17 protein-coding genes and 1 pseudogene are annotated in these 16,765 nt (G+C 62.6%); 9 read left to right on the plus strand and 9 right to left on the minus strand.

Annotated elements, in window-relative coordinates; genetic code table 11:
* Positions 1-15: 15 nt before the first annotated feature.
* Genes N7422_RS04845 through N7422_RS04855 form a run of 3 tightly spaced genes read right to left on the minus strand, consistent with a single transcriptional unit; the run spans position 16 to position 2,335 of the window.
* Positions 16-852: an aminoglycoside O-phosphotransferase APH(6)-Id gene (locus N7422_RS04845; RefSeq protein ID WP_000480968.1), complete on the minus strand. Its 837-nt coding sequence runs from the start codon at positions 850-852 to the stop codon at positions 16-18.
* Positions 852-1,655: an aminoglycoside O-phosphotransferase APH(3'')-Ib gene (gene aph(3'')-Ib / locus N7422_RS04850; RefSeq protein WP_001082319.1), complete on the minus strand. Its 804-nt coding sequence runs from the start codon at positions 1,653-1,655 to the stop codon at positions 852-854. The genes N7422_RS04845 and aph(3'')-Ib overlap by 1 nt, the downstream gene beginning before the upstream one ends.
* Positions 1,656-1,666: 11 nt before the next feature.
* On the minus strand, positions 1,667-2,335 hold the full coding sequence (locus tag N7422_RS04855; protein ID WP_023434504.1) for a recombinase family protein: 669 nt from the start codon (positions 2,333-2,335) through the stop codon (positions 1,667-1,669).
* A 125-nt stretch (positions 2,336-2,460) separates the two neighbouring features.
* On the opposite strand from N7422_RS04855, the gene N7422_RS04860 reads away from it, so the two are divergent.
* Positions 2,461-5,346 carry a Tn3 family transposase gene (locus N7422_RS04860; protein WP_006473469.1) on the plus strand — a complete coding sequence of 962 codons (2,886 nt, stop codon included), beginning with the start codon at positions 2,461-2,463 and terminating at the stop codon, positions 5,344-5,346.
* Between the two features lie 33 nt (positions 5,347-5,379).
* Positions 5,380-8,241 (plus strand): annotated as a pseudogene (locus N7422_RS04865) (Tn3 family transposase); the annotation flags it as partial.
* 181 nt (positions 8,242-8,422) lie between these two features.
* Here N7422_RS04865 and N7422_RS04870 read toward each other — a convergent pair.
* Entirely contained in the window at positions 8,423-8,806 is a 384-nt protein-coding gene (locus tag N7422_RS04870; protein WP_126107559.1) for a hypothetical protein, read from the minus strand.
* A 95-nt stretch (positions 8,807-8,901) separates the two neighbouring features.
* On the opposite strand from N7422_RS04870, the gene N7422_RS04875 reads away from it, so the two are divergent.
* Entirely contained in the window at positions 8,902-9,171 is a 270-nt protein-coding gene (locus N7422_RS04875) for a metal-sensing transcriptional repressor (RefSeq protein ID WP_126107558.1), read from the plus strand.
* Positions 9,172-9,216: 45 nt separating this feature from the next.
* On the opposite strand, the gene N7422_RS04880 is transcribed toward N7422_RS04875, so the two are convergent.
* Positions 9,217-10,119 carry a LysR substrate-binding domain-containing protein gene (locus N7422_RS04880; RefSeq protein ID WP_126107557.1) on the minus strand — a complete coding sequence of 301 codons (903 nt, stop codon included), beginning with the start codon at positions 10,117-10,119 and terminating at the stop codon, positions 9,217-9,219.
* A 110-nt stretch (positions 10,120-10,229) separates the two neighbouring features.
* Between N7422_RS04880 and N7422_RS04885 the strand changes: the two genes are divergently transcribed.
* The 3 genes from N7422_RS04885 to N7422_RS04895 all read left to right on the plus strand — a co-directional run bounded on the left by N7422_RS04885 (position 10,230) and on the right by N7422_RS04895 (position 12,490).
* On the plus strand, positions 10,230-10,934 hold the full coding sequence (locus tag N7422_RS04885) for an SDR family oxidoreductase (RefSeq protein ID WP_126107556.1): 705 nt from the start codon (positions 10,230-10,232) through the stop codon (positions 10,932-10,934).
* On the plus strand, positions 10,924-11,511 hold the full coding sequence (locus N7422_RS04890) for a pyridoxamine 5'-phosphate oxidase family protein (RefSeq protein WP_206437311.1): 588 nt from the start codon (positions 10,924-10,926) through the stop codon (positions 11,509-11,511). Before N7422_RS04885 ends, N7422_RS04890 begins: the two co-directional genes overlap by 11 nt.
* Before the next feature lie 103 nt (positions 11,512-11,614).
* Entirely contained in the window at positions 11,615-12,490 is an 876-nt protein-coding gene (locus tag N7422_RS04895; RefSeq protein ID WP_126107554.1) for a DMT family transporter, read from the plus strand.
* Between the two features lie 15 nt (positions 12,491-12,505).
* Here N7422_RS04895 and kdsA read toward each other — a convergent pair whose 3' ends face one another.
* The 3 genes from kdsA to N7422_RS04910 all read right to left on the minus strand — a co-directional run bounded on the left by kdsA (position 12,506) and on the right by N7422_RS04910 (position 14,521).
* The gene (kdsA, locus tag N7422_RS04900) at positions 12,506-13,378 is read right to left on the minus strand and encodes a 3-deoxy-8-phosphooctulonate synthase (protein WP_126107553.1); all 873 of its coding nucleotides are present in this window, start codon (positions 13,376-13,378) and stop codon (positions 12,506-12,508) included.
* A 176-nt stretch (positions 13,379-13,554) separates the two neighbouring features.
* Entirely contained in the window at positions 13,555-13,812 is a 258-nt protein-coding gene (locus N7422_RS04905; RefSeq protein ID WP_126107552.1) for a glutaredoxin family protein, read from the minus strand.
* 10 nt (positions 13,813-13,822) lie between these two features.
* Positions 13,823-14,521 (minus strand): DUF305 domain-containing protein, encoded by a 699-nt coding sequence (locus N7422_RS04910; protein WP_126107551.1) that lies wholly within the window; start codon positions 14,519-14,521, stop codon positions 13,823-13,825.
* Positions 14,522-14,792: 271 nt separating this feature from the next.
* On the opposite strand from N7422_RS04910, the gene N7422_RS04915 reads away from it, so the two are divergent.
* From N7422_RS04915 to N7422_RS04925, 3 genes are all read left to right on the plus strand, one after another.
* Entirely contained in the window at positions 14,793-15,110 is a 318-nt protein-coding gene (locus N7422_RS04915; protein WP_126107550.1) for a DUF305 domain-containing protein, read from the plus strand.
* Positions 15,111-15,259: 149 nt separating this feature from the next.
* Positions 15,260-15,718, plus strand: coding sequence for a cytochrome c (locus tag N7422_RS04920; protein ID WP_241235733.1), 459 nt, complete (start codon positions 15,260-15,262; stop codon positions 15,716-15,718).
* A gap of 103 nt (positions 15,719-15,821) precedes the next feature.
* A complete protein-coding gene (locus N7422_RS04925; RefSeq protein WP_126107549.1) occupies positions 15,822-16,325 on the plus strand; it encodes a ClbS/DfsB family four-helix bundle protein in 504 nt (167 codons plus the stop codon).
* Between the two features lie 46 nt (positions 16,326-16,371).
* Here the strand turns inward: N7422_RS04925 and N7422_RS04930 are convergent.
* A partial coding sequence (locus tag N7422_RS04930; protein WP_279805445.1) for an MFS transporter occupies positions 16,372-16,765 on the minus strand: 394 nt, incomplete at its 5' end.

A 16,765-nucleotide genomic window follows, 5' to 3' on the forward strand; every position in this document is an offset into this window, starting at 1 on the left:
GAAGTCGCTTGATATCTAGTATGACGTCTGTCGCACCTGCTTGATCGCGGCCGCGATAGCTAGATCGCGTTGCTCCTCTTCTCCATCCGCGTTCCAAGCTGCGGAAAGGCACCCATAAGCGTACGCCTGGTCGAGCAGGCGACGCGGATCGACGTCCAGCGCACGAGAGAATGCGTCCGCCATCTGTGCAATGCGTCTAGGATCGAGACAAAGGTCGTCTCTGTCAGCCGGATCGTAGAACATATTGGCGGCGCCAAAGCCCACTTCACCGACCAGACCGACGGGATCTATCACCAGCCAGCCGCGACTGGAGAACATGATGTTTTCATGATGCAGATCGCCATGTAGCCCACGCAGTTCCGAGGCATTGCTCATCATTTGATCGGCTATAATCGCCGCGTGGACGTAGTCAGTTTGACAACCTGCGTTTTGATCATCGCGCGCCCGCTGAAACAAAGCTGCAAAGCGATCCCGGATCGGGAGAAGGGCAGAAGGCAGGGGTTCCTCAGATGCGGCATACAGCTTCGCCATTAGTTCCGCTGCAATTTCGGTCGCCTGGTAGTCGCCGTGCTCGGCAACGATGTGAGAGAGCATTCGCTCCCCGGCATATTCGAGCAACATCAGATTGTTCTCACGACCGAGCAACCGGACTGCTCCCCTCCCATTGCGCCATACCAGATAGTCGGCCCCGCGCAGTTCATCAGCAATGTCTTCTATAGGTTTCAATCCCTTGACGATTGCAGGAGTCCCGTCTGGCAATGAAACTTTCCAAACGAGGCTGGAAAAGGTGTCCGCAATGAGAACAGGTTGCGAAACGTGCCAATGAGCAGGAAAAACAGGCGGCATGAACATCAACCCCAAGTCAGAGGGTCCAATCGCAGATAGAAGGCAAGGCGTTCGCGGTCGGGGGCTTCGATCCCCAATACATTGAATAGGACAGCGAAGGCGCGCTCTGCTTCATCTGGCGCTGCCCAGTTCTCTTCGGCGTTAGCAATCATGAGTGCCAAATCGGCATAGCGATCTGCTGTTCCGAGCCGCCCAAGGTCGATCAGACCCGTGCATTGAAGAGTTTTAGGGTCCACCATGAAGTTCGGCATGCAGGGATCACCATGGCAAACAACCATATCGGTGCGCTCTTGGTCGAGCCGCACCGGTAGCTCTCGTTCGACACGAGCCAAAAGATCGAGCTGCGGCGTACTCTTGTCCTCGTCCGGTAAGAAGTCGGGATTGACGGCATTGCGGGACACCACATCAACGGCGCGTCCGAACATTCGCGACAGCCTGCGCTCAAACGGACATTGATCAACCGATAGGCTGTGAACAGCGCCAAGTTGCTGCCCCATTGACGGCCACGCTTTGAGCAAATCCGCTCCAGACAGATCAGCCGCCGGTACTCCCGGAATTGCCGTTATCACCAAGCATGCACCCTCCTGTTCCTCCTGCCAGTTGATGACCTCGGGGCAAGCCACACCTCGACCTTTGAGCCAAATGAGGCGGTCACGCTCTCCAGCGAGCTCACCGCGGCGGGAAGCAGGTGCGATTTTCGCGAAGGCATGCCCGTCACCACGTCGAAAAACAAAATCACCAGATTCTCCGCCTCTGACAGGCAACCAGTCAGAATGCGATTCACCAAAAAAAATATTAGTTCGATTCAATGGAGGTTCCTTCAGTTTTCTGATGAAGCGCGGAGGTGGCTCAACTTGCGAAAAGAAACGAGTTGCGACGTAAGTCCGAGAACATGCTTTCCATGGTCTCTGAGCTCGCCTTTGGGACCGACATATCGGTAGAGAGTGACGCGCTCGATGCCGAGTTCCTTGCAGAGATCGGAAACTGAAGTATCGCGCTGGGCCATGGCGGCTTGCGCGAGACGCACCTGAGCTTTGGTGAGCGCGAATTTTCGTCCGCCCTTGCGACCGCGCGCTCTCGCGGAGGCGAGACCCGCCATGGTGCGCTCTCGGATCAGATCCCGCTCGAACTCGGCCAAGGTGGCGAAGATTCCGAACACCATGCGACCGGACGCAGTCGTGGTGTCGATCTGAGCGCCCTTTCCAGTCAGAACCCGCAGGCCGATCTTGCGGTCTGACAGCTCCTTCACCGTGTTGACCAGATGGGCAAGCGATCGTCCGAGGCGATCGAGCTTCCAGACCACCAGCACATCGCCGTCACGCAATGACTTGAGGCAGGCAGTCAAGCCAGGGCGATCATCACGACCGCCGGAAGCAAGATCATCATAGATATTGTCCCGTTCGACACCTGCGGCGCGCAAGGTGTCGTGCTGCAGGTCGAGAGACTGCGAGCCATCGGCTTTGGAGACGCGGGCATATCCGATCAGCATGTATCACAAACGTTGGTTTGAGGCGGCGCTTCGGCCACGATTGCATTGACCTCTGGAAATGTATCTCAACCAGCTTCATAAACAAAGCGTCTTGAACGCTATCAGATTTTGAAAAAGGAACATGTATGCCGCGTCGCGTCACTCTAACCGATCGGCAGAAAGACGCGCTGTTGCGCTTGCCGACTTCACAGACGGATTTGCTCAAGCACTATACGCTGAGTGATGAAGACCTTGGGCATATCAGGCTGCGTCGGCGCGCTCACAACAGGTTCGGCTTCGCCCTGCAATTGTGTGTCCTGCGCTATCCCGGCCGGGTGCTGGCTCCAGGCGAACTGATCCCTGCAGAGGTCATCGAATTTATCGGAGCGCAGCTTGGCCTGGGTGCCGACGATCTCGTAGACTATGCTGCCCGCGAGGAAACACGGCACGAGCATCTTGCCGAGTTACGGGGGCTCTACGGCTTCCGCACCTTCTCCGGACGTGGTGCGAGCGAGCTGAAGGAATGGTTGTTCCGAGAAGCCGAGATGGCGGTGTCGAACGAGGATATCGCCCGTCGCTTCGTAGCCGAGTGCCGACGCACCCGCACTGTCCTTCCCGCGACATCCACGATCGAGCGGCTTTGTGCCGCGGCTCTCGTCGATGCCGAGCGACGCATCGAGACGAGGATCGCCATTCGTCTGCCTATGTCGATCCGAGAACAGTTGCTGGCATTGCTCGAGGAGACGGCTGATGATCGGGTGACCCGTTTTGTGTGGCTGCGCCAGTTCGAGCCTGGCTCGAACTCTTCGTCGGCCAACCGGCTGCTCGACCGGCTCGAATATCTGCAACGCGTCGATCTCCCCGAGGATCTGCTTGCCGGCGTTCCTGCCCATCGGGTGACTCGTCTGCGCAGGCAGGGTGAACGGTATTATGCCGACGGCATGCGCGATCTCCCGGAGGACAGGCGGCTTGCGATCTTGGCTGTTTGCGTCTCGGAATGGCAGGCGATGTTGGCCGACGCAGTGGTCGAAACCCACGACCGGATCGTCGGCCGTCTCTACCGTGCTTCGGAGCGTATTTGCCATGCAAAGGTCGCAGACGAAGCGGGGGTGGTGCGTGACACCCTGAAATCCTTCGCCGAGATCGGGGGCGCCCTGGTCGATGCACAGGATGATGGCCAGCCGCTGGGCGACGTCATCGCGAGCGGATCAGGGTGGGACGGCTTCAAAACCCTTGTTGCAATGGCAACCAGGCTCACCGCCACCATGGCCGACGATCCGCTCAACCATGTGCTCGACGGTTATCACCGCTTCCGCCGATACGCTCCACGCATGTTGCGCCTGCTCGATCTGCGAGCTGCGCCCGTTGCACTGCCGCTTCTGGAAGCGGTGACGGCCCTTCGTACCGGTTTGAACGATGCCGCGATGACCAGCTTCTTGCGGCCCAGCTCGAAATGGCATCGCCACCTTCGGGCCCAGAGGGCTGGCGACGCTCGCCTATGGGAGATCGCGGTGCTGTTCCATCTGCGCGATGCGTTCCGCTCCGGAGATGTCTGGCTTACTAGGTCCCGGCGCTATGGCGATCTGAAACACGCACTCGTTCCGGCACAAGCCATCGCGGAAGGCGGTCGTCTCGCTGTGCCATTGCGGCCGGAGGAATGGCTGGCAGACCGGCAAGCTCGCCTCGACATGCGGTTGCGCGAGCTTGGCCGTGCCGCTCGCGCAGGCACGATCCCGGGCGGGTCGATTGAAAACGGCGTTCTGCATATCGAGAAACTCGAAGCCGCCGCGCCGACAGGCGCCGAAGATCTGGTGCTCGATCTCTACAAGCAGATCCCGCCCACGCGCATCACCGATCTCCTGCTGGAGGTGGATGCGGCGACCGGCTTCACCGAAGCGTTCACCCATCTGCGCACAGGAGCACCCTGCGCTGACCGGATCGGGCTAATGAACGTTATCTTGGCGGAAGGGATCAACCTCGGCTTGCGCAAAATGGCGGATGCGACAAACACCCACACCTTCTGGGAATTGATCCGCATTGGACGGTGGCATGTCGAGGGCGAAGCCTATGACCGGGCGCTGGCCATGGTGGTCGAGGCACAGGCAGCGTTACCCATGGCCCGGTTCTGGGGCATGGGCACGTCGGCTTCGAGCGACGGACAGTTCTTCGTCGCTACAGAGCAAGGTGAGGCCATGAACCTGGTCAACGCGAAATATGGCAATACCCCGGGCCTGAAAGCCTATAGCCACGTCTCCGACCAATATGCGCCGTTCGCAACCCAGGTGATTCCTGCAACGGCAAGCGAAGCGCCTTACATCCTCGATGGCCTGCTGATGAACGATGCTGGACGCCATATCCGCGAGCAGTTCACCGACACGGGCGGCTTCACCGATCACGTCTTTGCCGCATGTGCCATTCTCGGCTACCGGTTCGCTCCGCGCATCCGCGACCTGCCATCCAAACGGCTCTACGCGTTCAATCCGTCGGCCGCCCCGGCGCACCTGCGAGCGTTGATCGGCGGAAAGGTCAACCAAGCCATGATCGAGCGCAATTGGCCCGACACCCTGCGCATCGCCGCCACCATTGCTGCCGGGACCGTCGCGCCAAGCCAGATTCTGCGGAAACTCGCCTCCTATCCGCGGCAGAACGAGCTCGCGACAGCCCTGCGGGAAGTCGGTCGCGTCGAGCGCACCCTGTTCATGATCGACTGGATTCTGGATGCCGAACTCCAACGGCGTGCCCAGATCGGGCTCAACAAAGGCGAAGCTCATCATGCGCTGAAGCGGGCAATCAGCTTCCACCGCCGCGGTGAAATCCGCGACCGTTCCGCCGAAGGCCAGCATTACCGCATCGCCGGCATGAATCTGCTCGCCGCCATCATCATCTTCTGGAACACCATGAAGCTCGGCGAGGTCGTTGCAAACCAGAAACGCGATGGAAAGCTGCTATCGCCCGATCTCTTGGCCCATGTTTCGCCGCTCGGATGGGAACACATCAATCTCACCGGAGAATATCGCTGGCCAAAGCCTTAGCGTAGGATTCCGCCCCCTCCCGCAAACGACCCCCTCTCCATCATCCGGCAGCGGCGCGGCCCGGCCAACCGGCTGGGCTTCGCCGTGCAGCTCTGTTACCTGCGCTTTCCTGGTGTCATCCTGGGCGTCGATGAGCCGCCGTTTCCGCCCTTGTTGAAACTGGTCGCCGACCAGCTCAAGGTCAGCGTCGAAAGCTGGGACGAATACGGGCAGCGGGAGCAGACCCGGCGCGAGCACCTGGTCGAACTGCAAACGGTGTTCGGCTTCCAGCCCTTTACCATGGGCCACTACCGGCAGGCCGTCCAGTTGCTGACCGAGATGGCCTTGCAGACCGACAAGGGCATCGTGCTGGCCAGCACCTTGATCGAGCACCTGCGGCAGCAGTCGGTCATTCTGCCTGCCCTCAACGCCGTCGAGCGGGCGAGCGCCGAAGCAATCACCCGCGCCAACCGGCGCATCTACGATGCCTTGGCCGAACCGCTGTCGGACGCGCATCGCCGCCGCCTCGACGATCTGCTCAAGCGTCGGGACAACGGCAAAACGACCTGGCTGGCCTGGCTGCGCCAATCGCCCGTCAAACCGAATTCGCGGCACATGCTGGAACACATCGAACGCCTCAAAGCGTGGCAGGCGCTCGACCTGCCTTCTGGCATCGAGCGGTCGGTGCACCAGAACCGCCTGCTCAAGATCGCCCGTGAGGGTGGCCAGATGACGCCCGCCGACCTGGCCAAGTTCGAGGCGCAGCGACGCTATGCCACCCTGGTGGCGCTTGCCATCGAGGGCATGGCCACCGTCACCGACGAAATCATCGACCTGCACGACCGCATCCTGGGCAAGCTGTTCAACGCCGCCAAGAACAAGCATCAGCAGCAATTCCAGGCGTCCGGCAAGGCGATCAACGCCAAGGTGCGGCTGTTCGGCCGCATCGGCCAGGCGCTGATCGAGGCCAAGCAGGCGGGCCGCGATCCGTTCGCCGCCATCGAGGCCGTCATGTCCTGGGATGCCTTCGCCGAGAGCGTCACCGAAGCGCAGAAGCTTGCGCAGCCCGAGGACTTCGATTTCCTGCACCGCATCGGCGAAAGCTACGCCACGCTGCGCCGCTACGCGCCGGAATTCCTTGCCGTGCTCAAGCTGCGGGCCGCTCCCGCCGCGAAGGACGTGCTCGACGCCATCGAGGTGCTGCGCGGCATGAACAGCGACAACGCCCGCAAGGTGCCCGCCGACGCGCCGACCGAGTTCATCAAGCCGCGCTGGCAGAAGCTGGTCATGACCGACACCGGCATCGACCGGCGCTACTACGAACTGTGCGCGCTGTCGGAGATGAAGAACGCGTTGCGTTCCGGCGACATCTGGGTGCAGGGGTCGCGCCAGTTCAAGGACTTCGAGGACTACCTGGTGCCGCCCGCGAAATTCGCCAGCCTCAAGCAGGCCAGCGAATTGCCGCTGGCCGTGGCCACCGACTGCAACCGGTACCTGAACGACCGGCTGACGCTGCTGGAAACACAGCTTGCCACCGTCAACCGTATGGCGACGGCCAACGAGCTGCCGGACGCCATCATCACCGAGTCAGGCTTGAAGATCACGCCGCTCGACGCGGCGGTACCCGACACCGCCCAAGCGCTGATCGACCAGACGGCAATGATCCTGCCGCACGTCAAGATCACCGAACTGCTGCTGGAGGTGGACGAATGGACGGGCTTCACTCGGCATTTCGCGCATCTGAAATCGGGCGACCCGGCCAAAGACAAGAACCTGTTGCTGACCACGATCCTCGCCGACGCGATCAACCTGGGCCTGACCAAGATGGCGGAGTCTTGCCCCGGCACGACCTACGCCAAGCTGGCTTGGCTGCAAGCCTGGCACATCCGCGACGAAACCTACGGGGCGGCGCTGGCCGATCTGGTCAACGCACAGTTCCGCCATCCCTTCGCCGAGCACTGGGGCGACGGCACCACCTCATCGTCGGACGGCCAGAACTTCCGCACCGGCAGCAAGGCCGAGAGCACCGGCCACATCAACCCGAAATACGGGAGCAGCCCAGGGCGGACGTTCTACACCCACATTTCTGACCAGTACGCGCCATTTCACACCAAGGTCGTGAACGTCGGCGTGCGCGATTCGACCTACGTGCTCGACGGCCTGCTGTACCACGAGTCCGACTTGCGGATCGAGGAGCATTACACCGACACGGCGGGCTTCACCGATCACGTCTTCGCCCTGATGCACCTCCTGGGCTTCCGCTTCGCGCCGCGCATCCGCGACCTGGGCGACACCAAGCTCTACATCCCGAAGGGCGACGCCGCCTATGACGCGCTGAAACCCATGATCGGCGGCACGCTCAACATCAAGCACGTCCGCGCCCATTGGGACGAAATCCTGCGGCTGGCCACCTCGATCAAGCAGGGCACGGTGACGGCCTCCCTGATGCTCCGAAAGCTCGGCAGCTACCCACGCCAGAACGGCCTGGCCGTGGCGCTCCGCGAGCTGGGCCGCATCGAGCGCACGCTGTTCATCCTGGACTGGCTGCAAAGCGTGGAACTGCGCCGCCGCGTGCATGCCGGCCTGAACAAGGGCGAGGCGCGCAATGCGCTGGCCAGGGCAGTGTTTTTCAACCGCCTGGGTGAAATCCGCGACCGCAGTTTCGAGCAGCAGCGCTACCGGGCTAGCGGCCTCAATCTGGTAACGGCTGCCGTCGTGTTGTGGAACACGGTCTATCTGGAACGGGCTGCGCACGCGCTGCGTGGCAACGGCCATGCCGTTGATGACGCGCTGTTGCAGTACCTGTCGCCGCTCGGTTGGGAGCACATCAACCTCACCGGCGATTACCTCTGGCGCAGCAGCGCCAAGATCGGCGCGGGCAAGTTCAGGCCGCTACGACCGCTGCAACCGGCTTAGCGTGCTTTATTTTCCGTTTTCTGAGGCGACCCCAAGAACAAGTGCGAGGAAAGGCAGGCAGCTTCGCCACAGGCATGGCAAATCCGCCGATCGATCGAAACGGTCGTGCATGAGAACTCCTACGAATGGAAAAATGGCTGGCGAGTGCGAGGGCCTGGAAAGCACATCGCACTCATGAGAGCTAGGCCATTCGAGGGGGGCGTTCCAATCGGTACGCGATTAAGAAGACCAGCAGCGTCAGCGCGAAGATCAGCCGATCCAGCCCATGCTGTACCCAGGTCGAGAGATCGGCGACCGGACTATGGAGCTTTTCGTGTGAGTGGTCGTTGATGTGGTGGGGGTGCGAGAGATCGAAGGCCAAGCTCTCAGCCTCGTCACTGGATTGCCCGAGTTCCCCGACATCGATCTCATGGTGATGATGGGTAAGCGACGCCAGCTCGGCGAGACCGTGGGACATGAAATCGCCGATGGCAGACTGCACCACGCCGGCCAACAGCAATACCAACACCAGCCGCTGTAGGAAGGGCGAGCCCCATTTTGCAAAGAGCCGAGTGCGGTCATACATGCGGGATCAGGGTTGGAATGCTAAAAGTGGATGTTCTTCATGTCTCAAAGGCAATATCATATCCCCCCCGGGGGCATACGATCAAGTTGACAATCATGCATGTTCATCAGACACATCCTGCGATCATCAAACGGCTGCGCCGTGCGGGCGGCCACCTCAACAGCATCGTGGAGATGATCGAACAAGGACGCCCGTGCCTGGACGTCGCGCAACAACTTCAAGCTGTGGAGAAGGCCATCCAGCAAGCCAAGAAGACGCTGATCCAGGACCATCTAGATCATTGCCTGGAGGATATGGTCGGCCCCCTTGGACCTGAACAGCGCGACGCCATGACGGAGTTCAAGGAAATCACGCGGTATCTATGAGCCAGCCCGTGAGCTGTCTGCGCGGATGGAAGCCTTGCTCGCGCGCTATCGCCTGCTAGTCAGATGGTTTCCTTTGAGGGGAACCAACCGTGTCGCGCACCAGGCCCATACCGCATCCACCGCCTGTCTCGGCGACGGCGACCGTTTGCGGACGAGAAAATAGTCGGGCTCCATGACCGCGCTCGCATCCGTCACCTGAACCAGCCGGCCAGCATCAAGGTCAGCAGCCACGAAGGCACGGCACGCCAAGGCGACCCCCTGGCCCGCCAGGGCCGCATCCAGCGCCAGGGTGGTCTGGTTGAACACGGCTCCCGGGAGCTTGCCGCCGGTTTTCAGGAACTGCGGCCAGTGATCGTGGGAATCGTGCAGGAGCGGCAGCGCTCGCAACTGCTCCAGGCTCAAGGGAAGCGCCAGGCCGCTCGCCAGGTGCGGACTGGCCACCGCTACAAGCTCCTGCCGAAACAGCAACCGGGCTTCCAGGTCTGTCGGGAACGGCCCGCGGGTCATCCGCACGGCGATGTCCACTTGGTCGCGATCGAAGTCCGACAACGCTTCCGTTGCCACCGTGCGCAGGTCCACCTCGGGCAATGCGGCCTGCAGTTCGGCCAGGCGCGGGATCAGCAGCTTGGCGGCGACGGTTGGCGTCACGCTGATCGTCACCATGTCGGGACGCACCAGCAGCCGCCCGGTCGATTCGGCCAGGGTGTCGAAAGCGCGGGTCACATCCACCAGGTAGGCCGCACCGCGCGGGGTGAGCGCCAGACCGCGCGCGAGGCGTTGAAACAGCGCGATGCCCAGATGTTCTTCCAGCGCACGCACCTGCTGCGCGACGGCGCCTTGCGTCACGCCCAGCTCTTCGGCCGCAGCGCGGAAGTTCAGCCTGCGGCCCGACGCCTCGAAGGCCCGCAGCGCATTCAATGGCGGGAGCTTGCGGCGAGATGGGATCATCGAAGACATATCCAGTAGTTTTTCTACATGCTACAGCTTTTATTCATCGCGTGAAGTTTTACCGTTGCCTTGGGATAATTGAGCACTAGATCAAGATATTGGAGCTATTCATGTCTGTAGAAAAAGTCGCACTCATCACCGCAGGCGGGTCCGGCATGGGCGCCGCCGCAGCCCGCAGGCTGGCCCAGGACGGCTACCGCGTCGCCGTGCTGTCCTCATCGGGCAAAGGTGAAGCACTGGCCCAGGAACTCGGCGGCGTGGGCGTCACCGGCTCGAACCAGTCGAACGACGACCTGCAGCGCCTCGTCGATCTGGCAATGGAGCGCTGGGGCCGTATCGACGCGCTGGTCAATTCCGCCGGCCACGGCCCGCGCGCGCCGATCCTCGACATCACCGACGAGGACTGGCACAAGGGCATGGAGGTTTATTTCCTCGGCGCCGTGCGGCCGGCCCGCCTGGTGGCGCCGATCATGGCGGCCCAGGGCGGCGGCGCCATCGTCAACATCTCCACGGCCTGGGCCTTCGAGCCTTCCGACATGTTCCCGACCTCGGCCGTGTTCCGCGCAGGGCTGGCGAGCTTTACCAAAATCTTTGCCGACACCTACGCCGCGAAGAACATCCGCATGAACAACGTCCTGCCCGGCTGGATCGACAGCCTGCCCGGCACCGACGAGCGACGCGACAGCGTGCCAATGCGCCGCTACGGCAAGGCCGAGGAAATCGCCGCGACGATCGCCTTCCTGGTGTCGGACGGCGCGGGCTACATCACGGGCCAGAACATCCGGGTCGATGGTGGCATCACCCGTGCCGTCTGAGCTGGCGCGCATCGACGCCGCGGCGTGGGTCCAGCTTGCCGCGGCAGCGGATGACCCGCAGCACGGCTTCCGCTACATCAACCTGTGCTCGGTGGATGCCAGTTCCAGGCCGCAGGCGCGCATGGTGGTGCTTCGGCATGCCGACGTCGCGCGGCGGCTGCTGGAGATCCACACCGATGTGCGCAGCGCCAAGTGGCGCGAGTTGGCCGCCAACCCGCAGGCCACGGCCCTGGGATTCTGCCCACAGGCACGGCTGCAACTGCGCTTGCAGGGCCTGGCCGAACTCCATGCGCCAGCCAGTGAGCGGGCCGAACGGGCCTGGCAGACGCTGCCGGCGTGGACGCGGCAGACCTATGCGGGCGGTCCACCGGGTGACGAGCTGGCGTTTGACGCGGCCCGCGAAGCCGCTCCAGGCGCGGCCGCGCATGAAGCGGATGGCAAGGCGCATTTCGGCGTGGTGACGTTCCGAGCGGAAGCACTGGACTGGTTCCAGTTGCAGCGACAGGGCAACCGGCGCGCGTGCTTTGCCTATGGCGCGGACGGTGCGCTCGCCGGTAGCCAATGGGTCAATCCTTGACCTTTCGATTTTTCACCTGATTCGCTCGGCACGTGCCGCAGCGCATCCGAGCGGTCTTTCTTGAAGGAGGCGCGCTCCACGCTTTATTCCACAGGGGGACACCATGCTTCGCGCTTATGCGGCCCTGGCCGCACTCGGTCTCATTTGGGGGACGAACTTCATCTACATGAAATGGGCGACCGAGCTGATCTCCCCCATGCAGACGGTCCTCATGCGCGTGGTCTTCGGCTTCTTGCCGCTGGCGGCCATGGCCTGGCGGGCCAAGGTCATCACCCGCGAGCAATGGCGCGTTCTGCCGCATTTCGCGGTCATGTCGGTGCTGGCGACGAGCTTCTACTACTACGGTTTCGTCGCCGGAACCGCCTTGCTGCCCACGAGCGTCGCCGGCTTGTTGAGCGGGTCGATCCCCATCTTCACCTTTCTCTGTGCCTTCCTGTTCCTGCGCGAAGAGCGTCCGACCGGACGCATGGCAGCGGGCATCGCCCTGGGCTTTGTGGGGATCGTCCTGAGCGCGCGCCCCTGGGAGGGCGCGCACGGTGTTTCGCTGCTTGGCGTGTTCTGGATGATCGCCGGAACGTTGAGCCTCGGCGCGTCCTTCGTCTATGCGAGGCGCTACCTCTCTCCCTTGGGCCTGCCGCCGCTGGCGCTGGCCACATGGCAGACAGGGCTGGCGGTGCTGACGCTGCTGGTCCTCACTGACCTCCACGGCATCACGGCGATCTCGGCGGACGTTCACGCCATGCTGGGCGCGATCATCGGGCTGGGCATGCTGGGCACCGGCGGGGCGTTCCTGATCTACTACTACATCATCCAGAAGCTCGGGCCGGTGCGCGCCTCCGGTGCGACTTACATCGCGCCTGTCGTCGCGGTCGTCATCGGCGCAGCGGTCGGAGAGCACGTCTCCGGGATCGAACTGCTGGCGCTGGCGCTAATCCTCGGCGGCGTGGTGCTGATCCAGACCGCGAAGCGCAGCGCCTAGCGCGTGCAGCCCCTTTCAGTCGATGCAAAGAGGCTCAAACGACTTGACGAGTTCGTCCACCGCCTTGACCTGCTGCAACAGCGGTTCGAGCGCATCCAGCGGCAGTGCGCTGGGGCCATCACAGCGTGCATGCGCCGGGTCGGCGTGCGCTTCGAGGAACAAACCGCCAATGCCGACCGCCATGCCGGCCCGCGCGAGTTCGGGCAACTGCTGGCGACGTCCGCCCGAAGCCACTGCACCCGCTTCCCGGCGTTGCAGGCTATGGGTGACGTCGAACACCAGCGGCAGGCCACCGCTGGCAACGCTCATTTCGCGGAAGCCCAGCATGTCCACGACGAGATTGTCGTAGCCGAACTGCGCGCCACGCTCGCACAGCAGGACGCGCGGGTTGCCGGCCTCGTGCAGTTTATGGACGACATGCCTGATCTGGCTGGGGCTGAGGAACTGCGGCTTCTTGACGTTCACCACCCGCCCGGTGCGCGCGATGGCGACCACTAGATCGGTCTGCCGGGCCAGGAAGGCCGGGACCTGCAGTACGTCGGCGACGGCAGCGACCTGCGACGCCTGATCAACCTCATGCACGTCGGTCAATACCGGGCATCCAAACCGCGACTTGACCGCATCGAGGACCCCCAGCCCTTCGTCCAGGCCGACGCCTCGGAAAGAATGGATCGACGAGCGATTGGCCTTGTCGAACGATGCCTTGAAAACGAAAGGTATTCCCAGCTTGCGCGTCACCTCCGCGAAGTGCTCGGCCGCAGCCAGGGTCGTATCGAGATCCTCGATGACGTTAATGCCGCCGAACAGGACGAACGGCAGGTCGTTGGCGACTGTGATGCCCTCGGAAATGGCGACGCGCAGGGACGTGGCTGAAGATGTCGATCGCATGAGGCTTCTTCTCGTGATGTCAACGACCCGGGGGCGAAAGCGCCGAGTGCCTTCGGCTGAAGAATGCTCCCCGGTCCCGGGTTTTGCGTGCAGGTGTGTCCGCAACCGCACTTACAGGGTCCGGCCGGAGTCCGCGCCGGCGGCTCCGCCCGTGACCACGGTCTTCCTTCAGCGGCTCACTGAAGGCCAAGCGCCTTCATCAGCCCCGGTTTCTGGCTTGCGAAGGTGCCATAGAAGATCTCGTTGCCGACGATCGTGATCGGGGCCACGCGCACGCCGGTTCGTGACTTGGCCTCCGCGGAAATCTTCGGGTCGGTCAGGTCGCGCTCTTCAAACGCGATGCCCTGCTGGGACAGCCACTCCTTCAGCGCCCGGCAGTCCGGGCACGTCGGAGTGCTGTAGATGAGGATGTGCGGGGTGCTGGCCTGGGTCATGGTCGCGCCTTCACTTGCCCCGAGCGGCAAGCCAACTCTTCATCATGGCGATCTCGCCTTCCTGCGCGGAGATGACTTCCTCGGCCAGCTTGCGGACCTCCGGGTCCTTGCCGTACTGCAGCGCCACCTTGGCCATGTCGATCGCGCCCTGGTGGTGCGGGATCATGCCGCGCATGAAGTCCACATCGGCGTCGCCGCTGAAGTCGATCATCATGTCCGCGTGCATGCGGTCGTTGCCGGCACGGTAGGCGGCCGTCGAGGCATCGCCCGAGCTGCCGGCCGCCGCCTGCTGGCCGTTCTCGCCGAGCCACTTGTTCATCATGGCGATTTCACCTTCCTGCGCGGAGATGACCTCCTGGGCCAGCTTGCGGACCTCCGGGTCCTTGCCGTGCTGCAGCGCCACCTTCGCCATGTCGATCGCGCCCTGGTGATGCGGGATCATGCCGCGCATGAAATCGACGTCGGCGTTGCCAGTGAACTGCGCCCCCATCCCGGCGTGCATCTGGTCGTTCACGGCACGATACGCGGTCGTGGAGGGACTGTCCGTGGACGACGCACTCGACGGCATCGCGTGCCCCTGGTGACCTCCGCTGGCGATGGCCTGCGCCGCCTCACCCGACGGGTCCACCTTCTTCTGGACGGCCACCAGGCCCGCGGCGACCACCACCGCTCCGACGATGAACAAGAGGCTGAACTTGTTGACCTTCATGAAAAACTCCTTGATGTGAGGTTGATGGGATCCAATGTACGGATTCCCATGGTTGGAAGGTCAAGCCCCTGCAGCAAAAAAATGTCGATCGTTCTGCAACAGGGTGCAAAAAGACGGCGTGACCGCTCGTTTCTGCTGAGCAGACTTGACCTTACAACGGTGGCAAACAATAGGCTTGAAGTCGTAGACCAGGCATAGCTCCTATCCGCTCTTGCATGCGCTTTTTGTCCCCGCCCGCTGGGCCGATGCGCCATATGAACCGATAGAACCCATGAAAGGAAGATCCATGACGACCAATAAACACGCCAACCACGGCGCCAGTGCGACCTCCGATAACCCGGCAATTCGGGCTTATCAAGAGGCCAACGACAAAATGCACGGCGATATGACCATCGAATTCACGGGGGATGCGGACACAGATTTCATGCGCGGCATGATCCCGCATCACCAGGGCGCGATCGACATGGCGAAAGTGGTGCTCGCCCATGGCTCAGATGCCGAGGTTCGCCAACTCGCCGAGGATGTGATCCGCGCCCAGGAAGGCGAGATCGCCAAGATGAAGAAGTGGCTGTCCGACCGCGGTCTCTGATCGCCTTCCCGAAAGAAACCATTTCGCAGGGCCACGTCAGCGAAGACGAAAGAAACGAAGGCGGATCGCCTCCTTCGCATTTTCCCTGTTGGTGATGGCTCGACTCTCGAACGGAGCATTCGAGTACCTGCGTAATTCGAGGAACCAACATGAACAACCAGACTTGGCGGCGCAAAGCGCTTGCGGTTGCGGTAGGCCTTGCGGTGCTGAATGGCGGACTGGCCGTGGCCGATGAGAAACAACCGCCCTCCAAATCAACAGTCAATACCGACCGAATTGCCGATACACCGGCTGATTCAAGCTCGGCGCGCATGGTGAAGACGCCCGGTGCGCCGGACATGAGCGAAGCGGATTTCCAGCGCGGCACCGAAATCTATTTTCAACGGTGCGTGGTCTGTCATGGCGCGCAGCGCGAGGGCGGCACCGGCAAGCCGCTGACGCCGGAAATTACCCAGGCGCGTGGCGAGGCCGCGCTCAATACCTTCATCACCCACGGCACGGCCGGCGTCCATAACTGGGGCACATCGGGCGTCCTGAGCAAACAGGAAATCACCGTCATGTCCCGCTTCATCATGCACAAGCCCCCGGCGGCGCCCGCGCAGCGGTGAGGCAAGCGCTTTTCCTCAGAACCCAAGGCAATTGCGCTGGTGACTTGATGAATATCTGACGCGCCGGTTATCGAACCTTGTCTCGATGAAATCGAAATCCCGAATGAAGCTACCAACCACGAAGCAGGAACTCCTCGACAAGGTTCGCGCCAGTCACCGAAAACTCAATGTGGAAACTGCCACGGTTTCCGCAGAACACTACCGGCACACCGCCATGATCTGGCAGGAGCCGCGCCTGCACACCAACGCTGCGATGGTACTGGTGGACGTCATCGTCTGGAACACGATGATCCTGCAGTTCGCGCACGATCGGACGCCCGGACCTTCGGCGTCCTTTTACTCGGCGAGTGCGATGGCGCAGCGGGCCGAGCGTCTTTCTGCCGGCTTCCAACGCCGTTTCGCGGGCAGAGACCTTCGCGAGTTGGCAACCATGCTCACGGAGGGGCAGAACCGGGTGCTCGATTGCGTGGCGCACCATTCGGACGCCTCGCTTTTCGATCCCGCGGTGAGCCCGATGAAGACCCTAGGGCGCAAGATCCAGTTCTTCACCTCCACCGCCTACGACGACGCGCTGTCGAAGCTGCGGCAGTGGAAGCAGGTGCTGTAGCGGCCGAGGCGACCCACCGCGCGGAGCGCCTGCCGCACCGGCCCGATCAGACCGGACCCGGCCGCGCCGGCTTTCGCGCGGCCTGCCACAGCAGCGGCACCAGGATCAGCGCCAGGGCCGGGAAGATCATCCAGTTGACCGCCTGCCAGCCCGAGCTGTGCAGGATCGAGCCCGCGAGGAACGACACGGCGGCCGTGGCGGCGAACACGAAGAAGTCGTTCATTCCCTGCGCCTTGCTGCGCTCGGCCGGGGTGTGGCAGTCGGTGACCATCGCCGTCGCGCCGATGAAGCTGAAGTTCCAGCCGATGCCCAGCAGCGCCAGCGAGCCCCAGAAGTGGGACAGCCCGAGCCCGCCCAGGGCCACCACCCCGGAGGCGGCGAGCAGCACCATGCCCACGGCGGTCACGCGCTCCTTGCCGTAGCGCACCATCAGGCGCCCG

It is taken from the genome of Pseudomonas sp. GD04091 (genome assembly GCF_029836165.1).
In the GTDB taxonomy this organism is placed as follows: Bacteria; Pseudomonadota; Gammaproteobacteria; order Pseudomonadales; family Pseudomonadaceae; genus Aquipseudomonas.